Below are 20,877 nucleotides of genomic sequence, written 5' to 3'. Positions count from 1 at the left end.
CGATGATACTCCCCTTGAAAAAAATCCATCGTACATTTTACAGGTACAGCCTGGCCTTTATTTTTTACGTGCTATGGCCCTTTATCTATTATGCCTCGCGTAAGCCCTCCCGTTATCCAATGCTGAATGTGTTGCGAAAAATGTGTGCCTCCTTTAGCTCAACCATATCGGGGATATTTTATCGGACAAAATATGAAGAGCCCATTGATTGGTCCCGAACTTATATTGTATGCCCTAATCACACCTCCAACCTGGATATCATGTCGGTAAGCTCCGCACTGAAAAATACATTTTGTTATATGGGTAAGCACGAGTTGCTTGACAATCCATTATTAGGGATATTTTTCAGGTCAATTGATATTCCGGTAAATCGCGACAGCAAAATCTCCTCTTATAAGGCATTTAAACAAACAGGCGAACGTTTAGAACAGGGAATGAGCGTGGTGATATTTGCAGAAGGAACTATTTCTAAATATTATCCACCTCAATTACAGGAATTTAAGAATGGCCCTTTCAGGCTTGCTATTGAATTGAAAATACCTATTTTACCTATTACTTCACTCGACACCTGGAAGGTAATGTGGGATAGCGGCAGTAAATATGGCAGCAGACCGGGGATTTGTAATATATTTGTACACAAGCCTATTGAGACATCCGGTATGACGGTTGAAGATGCTGACTTGCTGAAGGATGAAATTTATAGGGTGATAAAACAGAAACTGGACGAACATGACCATTGATAAAGAGACAGTAGAAAAAGTAGCTCATTTAGCAAGGCTTGAACTTGCAGAGGATGAAAAGGAAACATTGATAGCTGATATGAGCAAGATACTGGGTTTTATGGCCAAGTTGAATGAGATAGATACGTCGGGCATTGAGCCGCTGGTTTATATGACCAGTGAGATCAACGTGTTGCGTGAGGATGTGATAAAGCAGGAAATTACCCATGAGGAAGCACTGCAAAATGCCCCAAAACACGATGAGAATTATTTTTTGGTTGCTAAAGTGATAGAGAAATAGTCAGAAAGTCGGGAAGACCGGAAGTCCGAAAGACGAACTTCTGGACTGAACATCTTACCGACTTATGCGGACTTTCCGACTTACGGACAAAAAAATAATTCTCTTGTAACATTTACCCCATCATCACAGTCAAACCAAGAAATACGAATGAAGCCATTAATTACTATTAAAGATATCGGGCGAAAATATGTGATCGGGTCTGAGACTATTCATGCACTAAAATCGGTATCCTTAACCATTAATAAAGGCGAATTTGTAGCCTTAATGGGGCCATCCGGTTCGGGTAAATCAACCCTGATGAATATTCTGGGTTGCCTGGATACGCCCACAAAAGGTGAGTATATTCTTAACGGCATTAATGTAAGCCACATGACCGATAACGAACTGGCTGAAGTGCGTAACTCTGAGATCGGATTTGTTTTCCAGACATTTAATCTATTACCACGTAATACAGCATTAGATAATGTGGCTCTGCCACTGATCTATGCCGGAATCAATAAAGAGACAAGACAAGATCGTGCAAAAACAGCACTTCAGAATGTTGGTTTAGGTAACCGTGTGGATCACAAGCCAAACGAGCTTTCGGGTGGTCAACGCCAACGTGTTGCTGTGGCCCGTGCACTGATCAATAATCCTTCAATTATACTTGCCGACGAACCTACTGGTAATTTAGATACCAAAACATCTATTGAAATAATGGGCCTGATAGAAGATATCCACGCCAAAGGCAATACGATTATTTTAGTGACACATGAGGAAGATATTGCCAAACATGCTCACCGGATAGTGCGCATGCGTGACGGCCTGATAGAAAACGATTATGCCAATACCGAAATTCAAAAGGTGGACAGGAGCAAAATAATCCAGGAGGCTGAAGTCCCTGCTAAATAAATATACTTAACAATTCGAGCATATCCTTACCACAAACTCTGCCAGGTGGAGAGCTTCTTCAGGTGATACAGGGTCACCATTATTATTGCCGATAATAAGTGTATGATTAACTATTTCGATCACGAAATCACTTTCCCTGATATCCATTACCGCATTCCTGAAATTACGGTCAATGGCCGAAATTGCTTTTTGATGATCATTCACCAATACATAAAAAGTATCGCTGAATGCCTTATCTTCCGCAAAATCCAGTTCGATAGGGTGTATCAGCTCCAGTATTTTATCGGTTATTGTTTCGCGTCTTATCATCACACGCCCAAAATCTTTTTTTAAATACGCTAATGCCCAGGTTTGGTATTCGTAACGATCGATAATACCACCGCCTTTGGATGGGCCCATTATTCGGGAATGATTATCTGTAAATAGCGTATAACAATCATTATTGATATGTTTAATTACAAATGAATCTCTTACTGTAACATCGACATATCGCCTGAATACTTCGAAATTTTCTAAATGGAAATTAATATGACCTGTTGGCTGAAAATTGAATTTAGCCTTTATTGCTTTGCAGGTATCATCAAATCTGTCAATGGTTTCTGAGTTAAGACCGACAGTATCAAATGGATAGTTCATTCACAAGTATAGGACACGATTTTCAGGATTTAAAGATTTTTTTTGATTTTTATTTATTAATCACTAATTCGCTAATTCAGTCATTCAATAATTATTTATACGCTGCCATAGTACCACAGGAGCAAGCACAATCCTGGTCAGTTATACCAAATTTTTGCAGGAAATGCCCATAAAAGCCGATGCGGTCGTTCATGCTATAGATACCTTCTCCCTGCCCGCATTCTACTGCTCCGTTGATTATATTGATAGTCATACCAAAACCCGGTTTACGATTCTTGGCCTTATCATCTGCATTTGGCTGCCATTTACCTATCATTACATCATGCGCTGATGGCTTATAGGTTTGCGGGGTCATCCAAAAATAAATGGCGACCTTAAACGCGATCACAGAGTCAGTCTCCACCAGGTCAGGATTATTTAGCAATACGCTCTTATCTCCAAAAATACAATCTGATGCATAACCGTAATTGCCATTATAACTTAATTGCAAAGGACCGCGGCCATAATATTTTTTGCCCGCAACTGCAGGGTAATTATCATTTTCAGCAACATAAGGCAGCGTAGTATTGCTCTCATGGATAAACATCAATCCGTCATCATACTTTCCATTCTCGCCATGCCTGGTTTCGTGAGCGATGTTTGCAAAAAATGCCGCCAATTCTTTTTTATCGGTTTGGAGGTCTTTTTCGCTACAAAAATTGCCATAATCAACAATATAAGAACTGTCGGGTTTCTTTTTTGCCCAATCCTCATTCCAGTCTTCATCCTGACGAACAACTACAGATTTCCTGGTAGATTTATCTGTTCGCGTGATTTGATAAACTGATACGGCTCGTTTAACCACCTTTATGCGGATATTTCCCATCTGATCGATGGCTTTTACAAAAGCTGCATAGCTATAAAATTTGTCGTGCTGAGGGAAAAAATCGTTAAATTGCTGTTCACTCAAAAAGCTGCTAACTTTTATGTCGTTTACCAGTGCTTTTTTATTGGCTCCACCGCATTTAAAACTAAGGACTAATAATGACGATAAAAGGATAAGAGTGGTCTTGGCTAATACAAAAGTAGATCTCATAGGATAAAATTTATTCCAAAATGGAATTTTAATGATCATCGATAGACGGATCAAATTTAATAACATTAATGAGACCTAAGAGTTTGCTTAAGCTTGCTCTAAACTTCCTGATAGAATAACTGTTAATCAAATGTTAAAATAAATCTGAACTTGAATGTTCAAAATCCATATCAAAACTATAAATTAGACATTGAACATTCTGAATTAGAAATTGAATGAAAATTTATACCAAAACGGGCGATAAAGGATATACCTCTCTAATAGGAGGCACGCGTGTGCCCAAACATCACCTGCGTATAGAAAGCTATGGCACAGTGGATGAACTAAACTCCTACATAGGGTTGATACGTGATCAGGATATTACGACTCATGATAAGCAATTGTTGAAAGAGATACAGGACAGGTTATTTACAATAGGTTCATCACTGGCTTCTGATCCCGAAAAGTCTAAAATGATCATTCCTGACCTCCATGATGCTGACATTGAATTGCTCGAAAAGGAGATGGATGCAATGAATCATAATTTGCCCGAATTGCGTCATTTTATTTTACCCGGGGGTAATAATGCCATTTCATTTTGCCATATTGCGAGGTGCGTATGCCGGCGGGCCGAGCGGCTGTCAGTACACCTTTCTGAAGAAAGCCAGGTAGATAATAAGGTAAATATTTATCTGAACAGGCTAAGCGACTACCTTTTTGTACTGGCCAGGAAGATTGGAAACGATCAAAAAGTGCCTGAAAATCAGTGGATACCACGTGTGTGAAATTTTAGAGAAAAATATTTGATAATCGATTTAAAAATATTATACTTTTGCCAAAATTTAAATTTACCTTCTAAATAAGAATAGTATATGTATTGGACACTTGAATTAGCATCGCACCTCGAAGATGCGCCATGGCCTGCAACAAAAGATGAATTAATTGACTACGCGATTCGTTCAGGAGCGCCCGTTGAGGTTATTGAAAACCTGCAGGCCCTGGAGGATGATGGTGAGCCGTATGAAAATATTGAAGAGATATGGCCTGACTACCCTACAAAAGATGATTTCTTCTTTAACGAAGACGAATATTAATCCCGGCTTTAGTCGATAATGGACCCTGTTATAATGCAGGTTTTTTTATTTTAAACCTTTTTTAATGATTGTAGTTATTGATAGAGAGTCATTTATCAATTTAAAACAATCATAACATGAGAGGTTTACTTTACATTATTGCCGTTATTCTGATAATCGGATGGGCAATCGGAGTTTTTGCTTATTCAGCAACCGGAATAATTCACGTTCTTTTAGTAATAGCAATTATTGCATTGCTTTTGGGCGTGATCAGAAGGGCCTGAGGAATCTCAGGATAACAAAAAAATAAATAGCCATACTTTATTATGAAGTGTGGCTATTGTTTTTTAACAGGAATTCAGCAATAGCTATATCCTCAGGAAAGGTGATCTTGATATTTTGGTAACTGCCACCGATCAGGTTGATATTAACACCGGTCTGCTCTACCACGCTGGCATCATCAGTAAAATTAGCATGATAGGGTTGCTGATAAGCAAATTTTAATTGTGAAGCCTGGAAAGTTTGAGGCGTCTGGATCAGATATATCTCATCCCTTACCAGACTTACGGATCGGTTGTCTTTGATCTGTCTTACAGAATCGCGACTTTTTATCGCCACTATAGCATTGCCATATTTCGCCGCACATTCATAGGATTCATCGATGATCTCTTTATAAATCAATGGCCTTACCGCATCGTGCACAGCCACAATTGCATGTTCATCATTAATTAAGCTAAGTCCATTCTTAACCGAATGAAAACGAGTTTCACCACCGCTTATTAGTTGATGAGGTATATCAAATTGGTGTGTTTTGCACAAGTTATTCCAATAGTCATGAGAATCGGAAGGGAGTACCACGATGACCTGTGGCTGTGTCTGGCAATTGTAGAAGGCATTAATGGTATGCATTAATACAGGCAAGCCATTTAACAATAAGAATTGCTTGGGAACTACCGAATGCATTCTGCTGCCCGATCCACCGGCAACTATAATAGCGTAGTGCTTAGATGTGAGATCTGAGATGTGAGATGTGAGATTCGGGTCGCTCATGGGATATAACCTCTCTTTTGGACAATGTGAGATTTGAAATGTCTCAAATCTCACATCTAATATCTCAAATCTAAATTATATTATCAGCATAGCATCACCATAGCTGTAAAAGCGGTATTTCTCTTTTACGGCTACTTCATAAGCATGCATCACATACTCGTATCCGCCAAATGCACTTACCATCATCAACAAGGTAGATTCAGGTGTATGGAAATTGGTGACCATTGAGTTAGCTATACTAAAATCATATGGAGGGAAAATAAATTTACTTGTCCAGTCATTAGCAGCTTTTAAGCTTTTTCCGGCAGATACAGCCGACTCGATAGCACGCATAGATGTTGTACCAACGGCACATATCCGGCTTTTTCTTTCGATGCCTCTATTTACAATATCTGCTTGTTTCTGCTCGATAATGAACTGTTCTGAGTCCATTTTATGTTTGGTCAGATCTTCTACTTCAACCGGGCGGAAGGTGCCAAGGCCAACGTGTAAGGTCACTTCGGCAAACTCAACACCTTTTAATTCAAGGCGTTTCATTAGCTCGCGACTAAAGTGTAAACCAGCGGTAGGGGCCGCAACAGCGCCTTCGTGCTTTGCAAAAATAGTCTGATAACGCTCTTTATCCTCAGCTGTAGCTTTGCGTTTGATATACTTAGGAAGCGGTGTTTCGCCCAAAATTTCCACATTTCTTCTGAATTCTTCATCCGTGCCATCAAACAGGAAACGTATAGTACGGCCACGCGATGTGGTATTATCCACTACTTCAGCGATCAGCAGATCGTCATCACCAAAATATAATTTGTTACCTACGCGTATTTTACGAGCAGGGTCAACCAATACATCCCAAAGGCGAAGCTCTTTGTTTAACTCTCTTAGTAAGAAAACCTCGATGGTGGCGCCGGTCTTTTCCTTATTGCCATACATACGGGCCGGAAATACCTTGGTATTATTAAGGATCATTACGTCCCTATCATCAAAATAATCCAGTATATCTTTAAAAATTTTATGCTCAATTTTGCCCGAGTCCTTATGTAATACCATTAAACGCGATTCGTCGCGGGTGCTGGCCGGTGAATTTGCAATCAGTGATTCAGGCAGGTTGAATTTGAATTGAGATAATTTCATATTAAAACAAATGGATTTTTAGGGCGCAAAGATACGAATAAATTTGCATAATTAATAGATTTTTTTATAGATTACTCGGGTTTATTTAATTAACACGCAACATCAAAAATAGTGTGATAAAAAGGTGTAACTATATTGATATTTGATAGTCTTAATTCGGATAATATTAATCAAATAATCGGTATAATCATAGTGGTCTACCGGTCTAATCATGCAGTATGATCTTTTTAAAACTTTTCCGCGAAAGCTTTTTGTTTGCTTATGATGCATTAAGGCAAAATAAGTTGCGCACCATGCTGTCATTGCTTGGGGTTACCATTGGTATTTTTACCATTATTGCAGTACGGTCGGCAGTGGATACTTTGCGGAATAACTTACAGCAAAGTGTCAATAAGCTTGGAAGCAACAGTATTTATATTCAAAAATGGCCGTGGATAGGGGGAGAAGATTTTCCATGGTGGAAATATCTTCAGCGCCCTGTACCGAAGCTAAGGGATTTTGATGAAATACAACGCCGTTCTCAGACAGCCGAAGCGGTATCATATGAGATCAGTATTGATAACCGGGTTGTAAAATATCAAAGCAATACCGTTGAAGGCGCCCAGATCGATGCGGTTTCGCATGAACATAACAAAACCTGGAATTTTGATTTCAAGGAGGGGCGTTATTTTACAGAGATCGAATCAAGAACAGGCGCACACGTAGCTATTATTGGTTATGACATTGCAGAGAACCTTTTTCCGGATGGAAATGCGCTGGGCAAACAGATCAAAGTGATGGGCCGTTATGTATCTATAATAGGGGTGTTTGCAAAAGAAGGCAAGGATATTTTAGGTATATCAGATGATAAGGAAATACTGCTAACGCTGAATTTTGCAAAAAACATTGTGGATATACAGAATGACAAATATAATCCACAGATAGTAGTAAAAGGAAAGGATGGCCTTACTGACAGTGATGTCGAAAGCGAAATGGAAGGATTAATGCGATCTATAAGAAGACTGAAGCCTGGCCAGGAGGATAATTTTTCATTAAATAAAACTACTTTACTTACTAATCAATTAGACATAGTATTCCATATATTTAATATTGTCGGTCTCATTATTGGTGGTTTTTCTGTTTTGGTTGGAGGATTTGGAATAGCCAACATTATGTTCGTTTCGGTTAAAGAGCGTACAAATATCATAGGTATCCAAAAGTCACTGGGTGCTAAAAACTACTTTATCCTGCTTCAGTTTCTGATCGAATCCATTATTCTTTGTCTCTTAGGTGGAATCATTGGTCTTTTCTTTGTGTATTTAGCAACAATTGGTGTAAAGGCGGCTATCGACATCAGTGTGGTGCTTGATATGAAAAACATTATAGTCGGCATAGGTACATCAGTTAGTATTGGTATCATTTCAGGCATAGTGCCTGCATATTCGGCTTCACGCCTCGATCCGGTTGAGGCAATACGATCAAATTAAGTTGACAAGTGTCAAGTCAACAGTCTTTAGTCGTAAGTCATAAGTCGAATTTTATGCATTCCCTTACTTAGAACTTAAGACTTTAGACTCAGGACTAAACGTCAGTTCTTAATTGACATGACACTAGTTTGGTGGTTGGTTGAGTTAGTTAAATGATAGGTAGCTAAACTCAATCAAACCAATTTTGCTTATCTCATAAATTTTACAAATAGTAAACTTTGCCGTTATTTATAATATAGGGATTTATTTTACATTTGTTACGTATAAAAAAAACGTCTATGTCGGATACAGCACAATTAAAAATAGGAGATAAAACTTATGAGCTCCCCGTTATTGAAGGTACTGAAGGTGAAAAGGCTATTGATATTTCAAAGCTAAGGGACCAAACGGGATATGTAACGCTGGATATCGGCTATAAGAATACAGGAGCTACCCAAAGCTCAATTACATTTCTTGATGGCGAATTAGGGATACTTAAATACCGCGGTTATCCTATAGAGCAGCTTGCCGAAAAGTCAAGTTTTATTGAAGTTGCTTACCTGCTTATTTATGGCGCATTGCCTACACAGGAACAATTGAGCGACTTTCAATACCAGATAAGCCGTCATACATTGGTACACGAGGATATGAAGAAGTTTTTTGATGGCTTTCCGTCAAAATCTCACCCAATGGGACAGTTGTCTTCATTGGTTTGCTCGTTATCCGCTTTTTATCCTGAATCGTTAAAACCCAACCAAACCGACGAAGAGCTTAACCTGAGCATCATTAAAATGCTGGGTAAGATGGCTACCGTTGTTTCATGGATCTATAAGAAATCACTGGGGCATCCATATATCTATCCAAAGAATAAATACGACTATGTGACCAACTTTTTGCATATGACCTTTGGTCAGCGTACAGAAGAAGTGGTAATAGACCCGGTTGTGGTGAGTGCAATGAATACTTTGCTTATCCTGCATGCCGATCATGAGCAAAACTGTTCTACTTCTACGGTAAGGATAGTTGGTTCATCAGAATCTAATATCTACGCCTCCGTATCCGCAGGTATTTCAGCATTGTGGGGACCGTTGCATGGCGGTGCTAACCAGGCGGTGATAGAAATGCTGGAACGCATAAAGGAAGATGGGGGAGACACTGATAAATGGATAAAAAAGGCAAAAGACAAAAACGATCCATTCCGTCTGATGGGATTTGGACACAGGGTTTATAAGAATTTTGACCCGCGCGCAAAGATCATCAAGAAGGCCTGTGACGATATCCTTGAGAAATTAGGTATTGATGACGAGGTACTTGAGATTGCCAAGAAACTGGAAGAGCATGCTTTAAAAGACCCATACTTTGTTGAGCGTAAACTGTATCCAAATGTTGATTTTTATTCAGGTATCATTTATCGCGCATTAGGCTTCCCTACGGATATGTTTACCGTATTATTTGCATTAGGACGCTTACCTGGATGGATAGCACAGTGGAAGGAAATGAAAGAGCACAAAGAGCCTATCGGTCGCCCACGCCAGATCTATGTAGGCGAAGTAAATAAGGAGTATACAGATATTAAAAAAAGGGAATAGCCCTTAGTAAATAAATAATTTAAGCCGGACATGAAGATGTCCGGCTTTTTTGTTGAAGAAATAATCAACGGTCCAACAAAAAACCCGCCCCGGTATACCGGGGCGGGCTATTCAATTAATCAACGCTCTGTTTTTTATTGTTTTACTAACGAATAAGTAAGATTATTTAAATTGATTGTAACTAAATATGTTCCTGTAGCAGGAACAACAATATTATTGTTGTTCGCCTGGTCAAGTACACCGGCAGTAGTTACAGAACCATAATTGGTACCCCAATCATGATTTTTTCTGAACTTAATCCCTCCACCAGCTGTCAGATTAACTACAACGCTCCAGGTTTGAGTGCCGTTATTATATTTCATATCAGTATCACTCTGATAACCGGATCCAGCTGGCCAACCGCCTGGAGATCCATCGCCTACAACACTCCAAAGTGTGGGAACCATGGTCAACGTGTTTTTATTTAAATCCAGAGTAAGGAAATTGCTTGTAATGCTCACATTAGGATCAATAGTGGCTAAAGTTGGCGCGGTGATATTTGTTTGAGAACTAGCTTGAGTAACTATAATGCTGTCTTTGGGAGTAGTTTGTACTGTGCTGGCAAAGCCGTAGTTTCCGTTGTAGTTTAATGTTGTGGGTATTATTTTGAAATCCTGATTTCCAGATCCTGATTTAAAAGCAATAACACCTTTGTATATACCATTGCTGGTAGCAGATAATAAACTGTCCAAATTTGTACTGGGCACACTCCAACCTTCATAGGCTCCTGCTATATAAATGGAAGACGTAAGTGGATATGGAGTAGCTGCAATATTTAATTCATTAGAATAAATGGGAGCAACACTAGTTCCTATAGAATGCTGAATCCTCACTAAAATTTGAGAGGATTTATTTGGTGGTAGTTTTAATTTTAATAAAAGTGTATTAAAATCAATTGTAGAATACCCTTTTGAAAGTATGTTGACACCAAGGACTGTTGATACGGGGTTTGCCCAATTATCGCCCATTGAATCAATTTGCAAAGTATTGGTTACACCTGCACTATAACCATAGCTTGCCTGTGTAAAATTAAACCTGATAACAGAGGTTGTATCGTTTTGATCTGCTTTTAACAATACAATATTTTGAATTGATGAAGTAAGTGCACCGGCTTTTCCGCTATTTGCCACAACAAGCTTTCCATCTTTTTTACATGCTGATAGCATGAGCAGGGGTACTATGCTCATCGCTAAAATATTTCTTAGAATTTTTTTCATATCAATATTTTTAAAGATCTTTTAAATTTTGATAGGGATAAGGATTAGCTTATCCCTATTATTTTAATATCCTGTATTCTGTTTAAGATTAGGATTTGCTGTTACGTCTGTTGAAGGCAGCGGATATAATGCCCGGTAGTCTGCTATAGCAGTACCTGCCTGAACACCACCTTTAAACGGCCATAAATAACTTCCGCCTGTAAACATGCCAAAGCGGATCAAATCGGTACGCCTGGTAGCTTCCCAATACATTTCTTTTGCGCGTTCATTTATAATATCGCTTAAAGCAATACTGCCCACAGTAGCAGCTTGTGCACGTGTGCGTAATGCATTAAAATATTGTAAAGCAGTACCGGCATCACCTCCTGCACCTCCACGTAATACAGCTTCAGAATAGATCAGGTAGATCTCGCCTAAACGGAACAGTGGGAAATCAGTCGATGCATAAACACCACCGGCTGACGCGGGAGTGGTACCTGTTGAAGTAAGGTTACTCCATTTTGTTACCGCAAAACCTGATGTAAAAGTTGATTGATCGGTAGTATTTTCAGTAGCGCCGTTTGTATAAAACATAGCACGCTTATCGCTGACGCCTGTATAATCACCGAAGATTTTAGGCAGCACCTGTAAAGAGTGATTACCAGCCCACCCACCATTGGGCACACCAAAGTTTCCTGGACCCATTGCGGTGCTTATCGAACTATTGATGATAAATGTAGTACCACCATAATTTTGTGTGTTAACACCATCGTATTGGATCGGTAAAATCACCTCAGGATTGTTTACGTTATTATCTGCCATGAATAAGTTTTTGTAAACCGGCATAAGCGTATATCCTGCCTGGATAACTTTATTAGCATAAGTAATAGCATCAGTATACCGTGCCGTACCTGTGTAAACCTGTGCGTTCAAATACATACGTGCTAACAGTGCCCAATCAGCTGCCTCATCTGCACGACCGTACATACCAGCCTGACGTGGTTTAACCAATAATGGGTCGATAGCCTTTAATTCTGATTCGATGTAATCAAATAATTTTGCCCTGCTTATTTGTGGAGGGAAAGTTTTACCAATAGGCGAAGCTTCCGTAACAAAAGGCGGGTTGCCGAACATATCCATCAGAACCCAGTATTGATAAGCCCTTAAAAAACGTGCTTCAGCCCTGTAATAGCGTACAGTTGTGGCATCATTGCCTGTTATGTTGCGGCTTGCAAGATTAGCATCAGATGATTCATTGATAAACTGGTTGGCCAAAGTTATCTGGTACAAGCTACGATCATACAGACCCAACAGAATCACATTGTTCGATGTCCAATTGTTGTTGTGGAAATCAGGTAAGCCAGGGTCATTCCATACACATAGTCCTTCATCCGTAGGTAATTCCTGTGCATTCCAGTATAAGCGGATAAAATCAGATGTTCCCGGATCTATACCTGCTATATCACCTGTTCCCGAACCCGAACTGCCTGTAGTGGCAAATGAACCGTAAACTTTAGCAAGCCCTTCGGTGTAGCCCTGTAAACTACTGAAAGCCTGATTATTCGTCGTAGTGTTAATAGGATACCTGTTAAGATTTTTCTCACAGGAAACAAGAAATCCTGTTATAGAGATCATTAACAAAGATTTTTTTAAATAATTTTTCATCTCTTTAATTTTTTTATATTATAAACCAAGATTTAATCCTAATGTATATGTTCTCGGCCTGGGGTAAATATTGTTGTCAATGCCTGAGGCCACTTCAGGGTCAAGGCCTGTGTATTTGGTTATAACAAATACGTTCTGGCAATTCGCAGTGGCCCGCAGTGTAATATTTTTACTGCCGAATATCTTTCCAAAGTTATAGCCAATTCCGAGATTATCCATTCTCAGGAAAGAAGCATTTTGTACGAAATAATCACTTAAATAATTATATCCTGTAAAACCGGTTTTATAAATGTCAGTTGTGGCATTGTTAACAACACCGGTATTGTTGCTAATACTACCTGCTGTGCCAAGGTTGGCAGCAACGTTATTATAAACGTAGTTGCCAATGTTAGCACGTAATACAGTGCTTGCGCTCCATTTTTTATAACTCACTTGCGTGCTAAATCCCATAATAACGGGTGGCAAAGCAGAATGATAGTGATATTCATCTTTTGCAGTTATTGCACCATCACCATTTAAATCAGCATATACACCTTCAAGCGGCTTGCCATTGGCGCCGTAAACTTGCTTGAATACATAAAATGTACTAGGAGTATAATTAACAGAATTGATTTGAACGTAATTTCCTGTTCCGCCAGATATATTACCTGTTTGTGCGCCAGGGTTTGTAGGGTCAGGAGCCAGGTATAAGTTGGTAATAGTAACTTTATTATAAGCAATGTTATAATTAAATGACCAGGTAAAATCATTGGTTCTTACCGGGATCACATTTAAATTCAGTTCGATACCATGACTGTCTGAGTTACCAACGTTGGTTGTTAGCTGATTTGTAAAGTTGGTACCAGCCGGGATAGGAACGGTTGCAAGTAGATTTTTTGTTTTACGTGTGTAAAAATCAATACTACCATAAATGCGTTGATTTAAGAAACCGAAATCAAAACCGGCATTAAATGAATTGGTTTGTTCCCATTTTAAGCTGGAATCGTATGCTGCAGGGGTATAACCATTATAATAAACATTATTAAAAGGATACCTGTTATCGTTGGTAGTTAAAGAATAAGTTGGTAAATAACCATAATAACCTATTCCATCCTGTTGTCCAGTAACGCCGTAACTTAAACGCAATTTCAGATCAGACAGGACATTATTGTTTTTAAGAAAATCCTCCTGGTTGATATTCCATGAAAAGGCTGCTCCCGGAAATACACCCCAACGGTTTTGAGGAGAGAATTTTGATGAACCATCGGTTCTAACTGATCCCTGCAAGGTATATTTTTCATCATAGGTGTATATTAAACGTCCGTAATAGGATATAATAGTATATTCACCCTGGCTGTAAGGATAAAGCGGGGCAGCACTTCCTGGCTGCGGTTGGCCATTCGCGCTTAATGGCTGATAATTATAGTTTGTTGCTAAAAAGTTATTGTAGCTATAACCTGCTTGTGCATTAATACTGCTTTTTATATCCTTGAAATTATTGGTATAATTTAAATAATATTCGACTACTGTATTGGTGTTTTTTTGCTGGTAAGGCGTATTTCTTCCTAAAGTAGTAAAAGCCTGTGCCGCATCAGCAGGAATATAATCGACGCCCTGACCCTTTGAAACATCATAGCCAAAGTTTGCATTTGCACTTAAGGCAGGAAGGAAAGGGAACTTATAGTTAATATTTGCATTACCAAATGAGCGGTAAACCTGGGACGTATTGTGGTCATCTTCTAATACGCCAAGAGGGTTTCTTGGAGCATTCGGGTTAAGGGTATTTACTTTTGTAACTGAGTCTGTAGTATAATATTCAGTATAGCCCCTAAATGGAGATCCTTTAGTATATACAGGTTGAGTAGGATTAAATGATACCGCATCTCCAATAGCAGCCTGGTTGCCAAATCTGGATGTTTGGTAAGCGCCGTTCAGGTTCAGATCAATCTTAAGCGAATTATGTAAAAATGAAGGATTTAAACGCAATGCAGCTGTAGTACGTTTAATATCATCTGTTTTTAAGATGCCATTTTGGTCAGCATAGCCAACAGATACCCTGTATGGCAAAAACTTATAAGTACCTGCAACAGCTAAATTATTAGTTGTTCCAAAAGCGGGATGATAAATTTCTTTTTGCCAATCGGTATTTGCACTTCCTAAAGTACTTGAAAGCGTTGGATAGTTTGCTGCAACATACTGACGTAATTCGTCAGCAGATAACACCTTAATAGTATTTGCGGGCGTAGCAAGTGAGGTTGCTGTTGTAAAAGTTATTTTAGGAGCACCTGAAGCTCCTTTTTTAGTTGTAATGATGATAACGCCGTTTGAAGCCCTTGAACCATAGATAGCGGTTGAAGCAGCATCTTTTAATACTGTAAATGTTTCTATATCATCTGGATTGATCAAGCTTAAAGGATTGGCCGCACCTGCGATGGTTGATTTACCATCTGAAGTCTTGTAGGGCGCAAGTGGAACACCGTCAATAACTATAAGGGGATCATTACTTGAATTTAAAGAAGCACCCTGACGTATGCGAATTGTGCTTCCGCTACCAGGTGCACCACCGTCGGTTGTTATTGAGACACCAGCTACTTTTCCCTGAATTAACCCTTCTGGCGTGTTAACCGTACCAGTTTGAAAATCCTTTGAATGAACAGTTGTGATTGCACCTGACACATCCTTTTTACTTTGTGTACCATAACCAATAACAACAACTTCATTTAAAGATTGAGAGGTAGGCGTTAGTTGAAAAGAAATATTGGCGCTTGTCCCATCTGCAATAGTGATTTTTTTTTGCAATGCAACATAACCAACAAATTTTGCGGTTACTGAATAGTTACCGGGTTTTACACCCGAGATAGTATAGTTACCATTACCATCAGTGACTGAACCAATGGTGGTGCCGTCAACTGTAACAGTAGCGCCGGGAAGGGGTTGGTTGGTCTCGTCAAGCACCTTGCCTTTTATGCTTCCGGTTTGTGCAAATGCCATTACAGACATCATCAGAAATGCACAAAGAAGCATGTACTTTTTTGAGTAAATTTTTCTCATACTTTTTACTATGTGTTTGAATAAAAGTGGCGTTTTACGCCGGTTGTAAATTGGTTTGTTAACTTTGCTGAAACAGCTCGTGACTAATTTACACTTAGAAGTAATAAATCCAAATTTTATATAAAAGATAATTTTCAGTCATTGACAAGCCTGTTTTTAACTTTAAAGAAATATTTATTTGGTCGATTTCTAATGATAAAAAAATATTTTTTTATAGCTATTTTTATTAATAATCACGGTTTTATATCTAAACAGTGTGTGGAAATTACACATTTGTTAATTTTACTTTAATGAAACACTTTCCGGGAACGTTCCCGGAAAAATAACTGTTATCTGGACAATTTAAAATGAGAAAAAAAACAATTTTCTGCGCGTTTTTGATTTTCGGTCAATATTTTTTGTCGTTTGCACAGTTAAAAGTGACCTTTAAAACTGGTAATTTACAAGTATCAAAAGTGTCTGATGCACACTTATTCCTGGCTGGTGATTTTAACAACTGGAATCCTGGTGATAAAAGCTTTGAACTGGTGCAAAATAATGACGGATCATACCTGCTTTTAAAGACCTTGCCAAAAGGGAGTTATAACTTTAAAATAACAAGGGGTAGCTGGCAAACGGTAGAGTGTACTGCTCTTGGAAAACCAATTGAGAACCGCAGTACAGTCATCTCACACGATACAACAATAGTAATGGATGTTGCGGGTTGGCAGGATAATTTTAAGCCCGCGGAAAAGAAGCATACTGCCAGCGCCAATGTTCATATCATCAATGAAAAATTTGATGTTCCACAGTTGGGCAGGCAGCGAAGGATATGGATATATCTTCCTCCTGATTATGATTCATCTTACAAAAAATATTCCGTGATCTACATGCATGATGGTCAAAATTTGTTTGATGAATATACATCCGGCTACGGCGAGTGGGGGATCGATGAAATAATGGATGGACTTCCGGCAAAAGATCAGTGCATTATTGTAGGTATTGACCATGGCGGCGATTATCGAATATCAGAGTATGATCCTTATGATTCAAAATATGGAAAAGGGCAGGGAAATGAATATATTGATTTTTTAGTGAAAACGTTAAAGCCATATATCGACCAACATTATCGTACTGAAACCAATGCAAATCATACCACCATTGCCGGCAGCTCTATGGGCGGATTGATCTCTATGTATGCAGCCTTAAAATATCCTGATGTATTTGGTAATGCAGGTATATTTTCGCCCGCTTTTTGGATTGCGCCGGATATTTATAAATATGCCAATGAGAAGAAACTAAGCAGTAAGCTTAGGTTTTACTTTGTTTGTGGTGATGCAGAGAGCGAAAGCATGGTGTCAGATATGAAAAAGATGGACAGCCTGATCCGCTCAAAAGGGATAAGCGAAAAAAACTCGCCCACAGTGATTATAAAAGGTGCCAAACACAACGAAAAACAATGGAATGGTGATTTCCCGGGATTTTATAATTGGCTTTTAAAGTAGTCGGAAGTCGGAAGTCGGAAGTCGGAAGTCGGAAGTCGGAAGTCGGAAGTCGGAAGTCGGAAGTCGGAAGTCGGAAGTCGGAAGTCGGAAGTCGGAAGTCGGAAGTCGGAAGTCGGAAAAAAATGCGGTATGAAATTACAAAATAGAAATTCAATGGCCCAATAAATGTGGGCTTTCCTAACACTAATCTAAAAAAATCCCGCAATCAGCCTTCCGAATTCAATAGATAAAATCCGACTTCAGTTCTCTGACATCCGACTTCTGACATCCGAAATCAATCACCATCCTGACTGGAATATAACCAGGTTTCGTTATTACCGACCGGCAGGTTCACCATTTCACCGCGATTTAGTTGCCACCAGAAACGTAAACGTGGTTTTTCGCGGTTACCAATTTCATTCATCGAATCAGCGTCGTACAGGCGGCCATTAGCCATTACGTATTTGATTTTTTCGCTATTACGGATATCTGCCAAGGGATTATCATTTAAAACGATCAGATCGGCTAATTTGCCAATTTCCAATGAACCTATTTCTTTATCCATGCCAAGGTAAGATGCACCATTAATTGTTGCACAACGTATAGCTTGTAATGGTGACATGCCACCTTGTGTCAGCATCCATAACTCCCAATGTGCACCTAATCCTTGTAACTGCCCATGCGCACCCAGGTTCACTTTTGTTCCACCGTCGGCGATTTGTTTTACATATCTTGATACCTCTATATGCGCATAGTCTCCGTATTCTGTAGTCAGCCTGCGGCGGGATCGTGCGTCAATAATAGTTTGCGGTGTGAAATTAAGCAAGTGCTCATTTTTCCAAACGTCGGTGCGGTCGTACCAGTAATTTTCTCCGAATAGTCCTCCGTAACATACAATAAGGGTAGGGGTATAACCCGATTTGCTGGCATTCCAAAAGCTTTTTACATCTTTATAAATCGGTACAACGGGTATGTTATGTTCAATCCCTGTATGGCCGTCTAATATCATGTTCATATTAGTGAAAAAGGTTGAACCGCCTTCCGGCACAACTTCCATCTGTAGCTGGCGTGCAGCTTCAATAATTTCCTGGCGTTGCTCACGACGCGGCTGATTATAACTTTTAACCGAGAATGCACCAACCGCTTTTAACCTGCGGAGATTAGATAATGCATCGCCTAAGTTATTAATCACTACTTTGAAATCACCGTCGGCCCCATATAAAATTGAGCCGGTTGAATATATCCTTGGCCCCACCATATGCCCCGATTTTACCATTTCTGACTGGCTGAAAACCATTTCAGTATTTGTCGACGGGTCATGAGAAGTAGTCACCCCAAAAGCGAGATTAGCAAAATAGTTCCAATCCTGTTGTGGGGAAATCCCATCCGGACTTGGATGTAAATGTGAGTGAACATCAATTATGCCCGGCATAATGGTTTTACCGGTCAGGTCATAAACTTTGGCATCGGCCGGTATTTGTACATCAGCGGCTTTTCCAATTGCAACAATTTTATTTTTATCAATAACTATAGAACCGCCTTCAATTACCTCATCACCCTTCATGGTAATGATCCTGGCGTTTTTAAAGGCAATTTTTCCATCAGGGATATCACTTTTCAATTTCAGGTTAATATCTATCCCAACGGTATCAATAGCAGGGGTTTTATCATCCGCTCCATCAATAAACGGGAAAGCACTTTTTATATCTCGTGTAAAGTACTTAGGGCCTAATGTCCACATCAATCTTTGGCTGTCCTTACTCCAATGGATATAAGTACCTGCGTCTCTGGTTAGTTTGTTTAATGGTATAGCCTTGTTACTGGCAGAAAGATCTTGCGGGCTCCCGGTGTACACCATCGGAGTGAGGTAACAGTTAAACAGCTCAGTAAATGCCATCCATTTACCATCCGGGCTTGGTACAAACTGTGTAGCATAAGTAGAGGTGTACAGCGTTTTTTGATTAGCGCCTGTAGTATCGATTACCTTGTATGCTTTTTTCTCACCTTCACGGCTTTGATAGTATATTTTAGAGTCATCGGTTGAAAATTGTGGCCATACGCCATTGTTGATGATCATTTTTGGCTTACCTCCAGTTGCCGGCATGATATAAATACCTGTATTTTTTCCAAATGAATAGCCCAACAGATCATTCCCTTCTCCTTTTCTGAAAATGATCTTGTCGCCTTTATTCGAAAATTTGGGGGAGTAATACAATCCTTTTTCAGGAGTTAACCGCGTCACAAAATGTGTGGTCAGATCAATTTTGTTAACAGATCCTTTTAACTCATCGTTCCAATCAACATATATCAGCGATTTGCCATCCGGACTGAATTGTGGTTCATATTCAAAATCAGCTGTGCTATCAATTCTTGCAGGTATGCCATCGGGCAACGTTTTAATATAAATATATCCGGCAGCATTAAATGCAACTTGTTTGCCGTCGGGAGAGGTGGTCAACTGGCGTATCATTTTTACAGGAAATTCATCCTGGAAAACCCGCTGTGGAAAATGAAGCGCATCTGTAATCGTTTGTTGCGTGGTAACCTCGAATGGAATTTGTATTGCGTTTAATGTGGTAATATCCAAATTCCATATCTTACCTTTTGCATAAAAGATGATGTTCTTGCTATCGGGTGTCCAGTTGAAATTTGGATATACACCAAAAATGGCCCAGGTTTCCTGCTGGTCCTTTGAAAGATCATCATATACAGGCCATTCTTCGCCTGTTGCCAGGTTATGCAGGTATAATACTGATTTTAGTCTTACCCGTTTTACAAAAGCCAGTAACTTGCCATCAGGTGATATTTGTGGACGACATGCACCGCCTGCGCTTCCTGTCACTGTTTCTATATCTCCGGTTTCGCGGTTCAGTCTTTTTATAGCATATATTCCCTGGTAAGGGTCTTTATTATATTGGAAGTAAGGACCTGACGTAACATCCTCACTCCAGTAAACATATTTACCGTCAGGTGATACAATAGGTTCACCAGCATCCTGCTGATCGTCTTTACGTTTGGTTAACTGGATACCTTCTCCACCTGTTTTATGATATAACCACATTTCGCCCGCACCCAATGAACGTATACCGGTAAAGTGTTTGCGTGCTACAAAGTACTGTCCATCAGGGGTCCAGGAAGCGTTGTTTAGCAATCTGAAGCTTTCTTTGGTGACAGGGTGCTTGTTGGTGCCATCACTATTCATGATCCAGATATTATCTCCGCCATCTTTATCGCTGGTATAAGATATCTGTTTGCCATCAGGGCTGTAACGGGGTTGAATTTCCCAGGCTTTGCCAATGGCAAGCGTAGTGGCTTTACCACCCTTTATGGGGATAGAATAAATATCACCCAATAAGTCAAATACAATATTTTGGCCATCCGGACTCACATCCAGGTCCATCCAGGTGCCTTCGTCAGTGGTAATAGATACTTTTTTTGACGGACCGGGGGGATTTTCCACATTCCATTTTTGGGCAAATAAGGAGTTGGTTAACAGGATAAATATGAGGAGTGCAAAATATTGTTTCATCAGCAGGTCGTTTGAACTGCGAATTTAGAAATATTGTAAGCAATTAGGATTCTGAATATTCGATTTCCAATT

Annotated in this window: 17 protein-coding genes; 9 read left to right on the top strand and 8 right to left on the bottom strand. The window is 39.4% G+C overall.

Features of this window, described 5'->3' with window-relative positions:
- Positions 1-2 precede the first annotated feature (2 nt).
- From ACPPVU_RS18825 to ACPPVU_RS18815, 3 genes are all read left to right on the top strand, one after another.
- Positions 3-740 carry a lysophospholipid acyltransferase family protein gene (locus ACPPVU_RS18825; protein ID WP_426668166.1) on the top strand — a complete coding sequence of 246 codons (738 nt, stop codon included), beginning with the start codon at positions 3-5 and terminating at the stop codon, positions 738-740.
- Positions 730-1,020, top strand: coding sequence for an Asp-tRNA(Asn)/Glu-tRNA(Gln) amidotransferase subunit GatC (gatC, locus tag ACPPVU_RS18820; RefSeq protein WP_426668165.1), 291 nt, complete (start codon positions 730-732; stop codon positions 1,018-1,020). Before ACPPVU_RS18825 ends, gatC begins: the two co-directional genes overlap by 11 nt.
- 147 nt (positions 1,021-1,167) lie before the next feature.
- Positions 1,168-1,911, top strand: a complete 744-nt coding sequence (locus ACPPVU_RS18815) for an ABC transporter ATP-binding protein (protein WP_426668164.1) — start codon at positions 1,168-1,170, stop codon at positions 1,909-1,911.
- Positions 1,912-1,917: 6 nt separating this feature from the next.
- Here the strand turns inward: ACPPVU_RS18815 and ACPPVU_RS18810 are convergent, their stop codons facing one another.
- Together ACPPVU_RS18810 and ACPPVU_RS18805 are read right to left on the bottom strand one after the other, a co-directional pair.
- Positions 1,918-2,547 (bottom strand): hypothetical protein, encoded by a 630-nt coding sequence (locus ACPPVU_RS18810; RefSeq protein WP_426668163.1) that lies wholly within the window; start codon positions 2,545-2,547, stop codon positions 1,918-1,920.
- A gap of 91 nt (positions 2,548-2,638) precedes the next feature.
- Complete coding sequence (locus ACPPVU_RS18805) at positions 2,639-3,622, bottom strand: chitinase (protein WP_426668162.1); 984 nt, start codon at positions 3,620-3,622, stop codon at positions 2,639-2,641.
- A 215-nt stretch (positions 3,623-3,837) separates the two neighbouring features.
- Between ACPPVU_RS18805 and ACPPVU_RS18800 the strand changes: the two genes are divergently transcribed.
- From ACPPVU_RS18800 to ACPPVU_RS18790, 3 genes are all read left to right on the top strand, one after another.
- Positions 3,838-4,386, top strand: coding sequence for a cob(I)yrinic acid a,c-diamide adenosyltransferase (locus tag ACPPVU_RS18800; protein ID WP_426668160.1), 549 nt, complete (start codon positions 3,838-3,840; stop codon positions 4,384-4,386).
- Positions 4,387-4,473: 87 nt separating this feature from the next.
- Positions 4,474-4,695, top strand: a complete 222-nt coding sequence (locus ACPPVU_RS18795; RefSeq protein ID WP_002996718.1) for a DUF2795 domain-containing protein — start codon at positions 4,474-4,476, stop codon at positions 4,693-4,695.
- Positions 4,696-4,811: 116 nt separating this feature from the next.
- Positions 4,812-4,958 (top strand): lmo0937 family membrane protein, encoded by a 147-nt coding sequence (locus ACPPVU_RS18790; protein WP_426668158.1) that lies wholly within the window; start codon positions 4,812-4,814, stop codon positions 4,956-4,958.
- A gap of 40 nt (positions 4,959-4,998) precedes the next feature.
- On the opposite strand, the gene ACPPVU_RS18785 is transcribed toward ACPPVU_RS18790, so the two are convergent.
- On the bottom strand, positions 4,999-5,724 hold the full coding sequence (locus tag ACPPVU_RS18785; protein ID WP_426668156.1) for a 2-C-methyl-D-erythritol 4-phosphate cytidylyltransferase: 726 nt from the start codon (positions 5,722-5,724) through the stop codon (positions 4,999-5,001).
- 75 nt (positions 5,725-5,799) lie between these two features.
- Positions 5,800-6,849 (bottom strand): tRNA preQ1(34) S-adenosylmethionine ribosyltransferase-isomerase QueA, encoded by a 1,050-nt coding sequence (gene queA / locus ACPPVU_RS18780; RefSeq protein WP_426668155.1) that lies wholly within the window; start codon positions 6,847-6,849, stop codon positions 5,800-5,802.
- Positions 6,850-7,067: 218 nt separating this feature from the next.
- On the opposite strand from queA, the gene ACPPVU_RS18775 reads away from it, so the two are divergent.
- Positions 7,068-8,315, top strand: coding sequence for an ABC transporter permease (locus ACPPVU_RS18775; RefSeq protein WP_426668154.1), 1,248 nt, complete (start codon positions 7,068-7,070; stop codon positions 8,313-8,315).
- A 278-nt stretch (positions 8,316-8,593) separates the two neighbouring features.
- On the top strand, positions 8,594-9,883 hold the full coding sequence (locus ACPPVU_RS18770) for a citrate synthase (protein ID WP_426668152.1): 1,290 nt from the start codon (positions 8,594-8,596) through the stop codon (positions 9,881-9,883).
- Between the two features lie 134 nt (positions 9,884-10,017).
- Here the strand turns inward: ACPPVU_RS18770 and ACPPVU_RS18765 are convergent, their stop codons facing one another.
- From ACPPVU_RS18765 to ACPPVU_RS18755, 3 genes are all read right to left on the bottom strand, one after another.
- The gene (locus ACPPVU_RS18765) at positions 10,018-11,139 is read right to left on the bottom strand and encodes a SusE domain-containing protein (protein ID WP_426668150.1); all 1,122 of its coding nucleotides are present in this window, start codon (positions 11,137-11,139) and stop codon (positions 10,018-10,020) included.
- A gap of 63 nt (positions 11,140-11,202) precedes the next feature.
- On the bottom strand, positions 11,203-12,783 hold the full coding sequence (locus ACPPVU_RS18760) for a RagB/SusD family nutrient uptake outer membrane protein (RefSeq protein ID WP_426668149.1): 1,581 nt from the start codon (positions 12,781-12,783) through the stop codon (positions 11,203-11,205).
- A gap of 18 nt (positions 12,784-12,801) precedes the next feature.
- A complete protein-coding gene (locus tag ACPPVU_RS18755; RefSeq protein WP_426668148.1) occupies positions 12,802-15,813 on the bottom strand; it encodes a SusC/RagA family TonB-linked outer membrane protein in 3,012 nt (1,003 codons plus the stop codon).
- Between the two features lie 347 nt (positions 15,814-16,160).
- Between ACPPVU_RS18755 and ACPPVU_RS18750 the strand changes: the two genes are divergently transcribed.
- Positions 16,161-17,297, top strand: coding sequence for an alpha/beta hydrolase (locus ACPPVU_RS18750; RefSeq protein WP_426668147.1), 1,137 nt, complete (start codon positions 16,161-16,163; stop codon positions 17,295-17,297).
- A gap of 274 nt (positions 17,298-17,571) precedes the next feature.
- Here the strand turns inward: ACPPVU_RS18750 and ACPPVU_RS18745 are convergent, their stop codons facing one another.
- Positions 17,572-20,805 carry an amidohydrolase family protein gene (locus tag ACPPVU_RS18745; protein WP_426668146.1) on the bottom strand — a complete coding sequence of 1,078 codons (3,234 nt, stop codon included), beginning with the start codon at positions 20,803-20,805 and terminating at the stop codon, positions 17,572-17,574.
- Between the last annotated feature and the right edge of the window lie 72 nt (positions 20,806-20,877).

The sequence above is a fragment of the Mucilaginibacter sp. McL0603 genome (assembly GCF_049992945.1).
In the GTDB taxonomy this organism is placed as follows: domain Bacteria; phylum Bacteroidota; class Bacteroidia; order Sphingobacteriales; family Sphingobacteriaceae; genus Mucilaginibacter.
The sequence above is the reverse complement of the archived record's forward strand: the minus strand, read 5'-3'. Positions and strand labels throughout refer to the sequence as shown.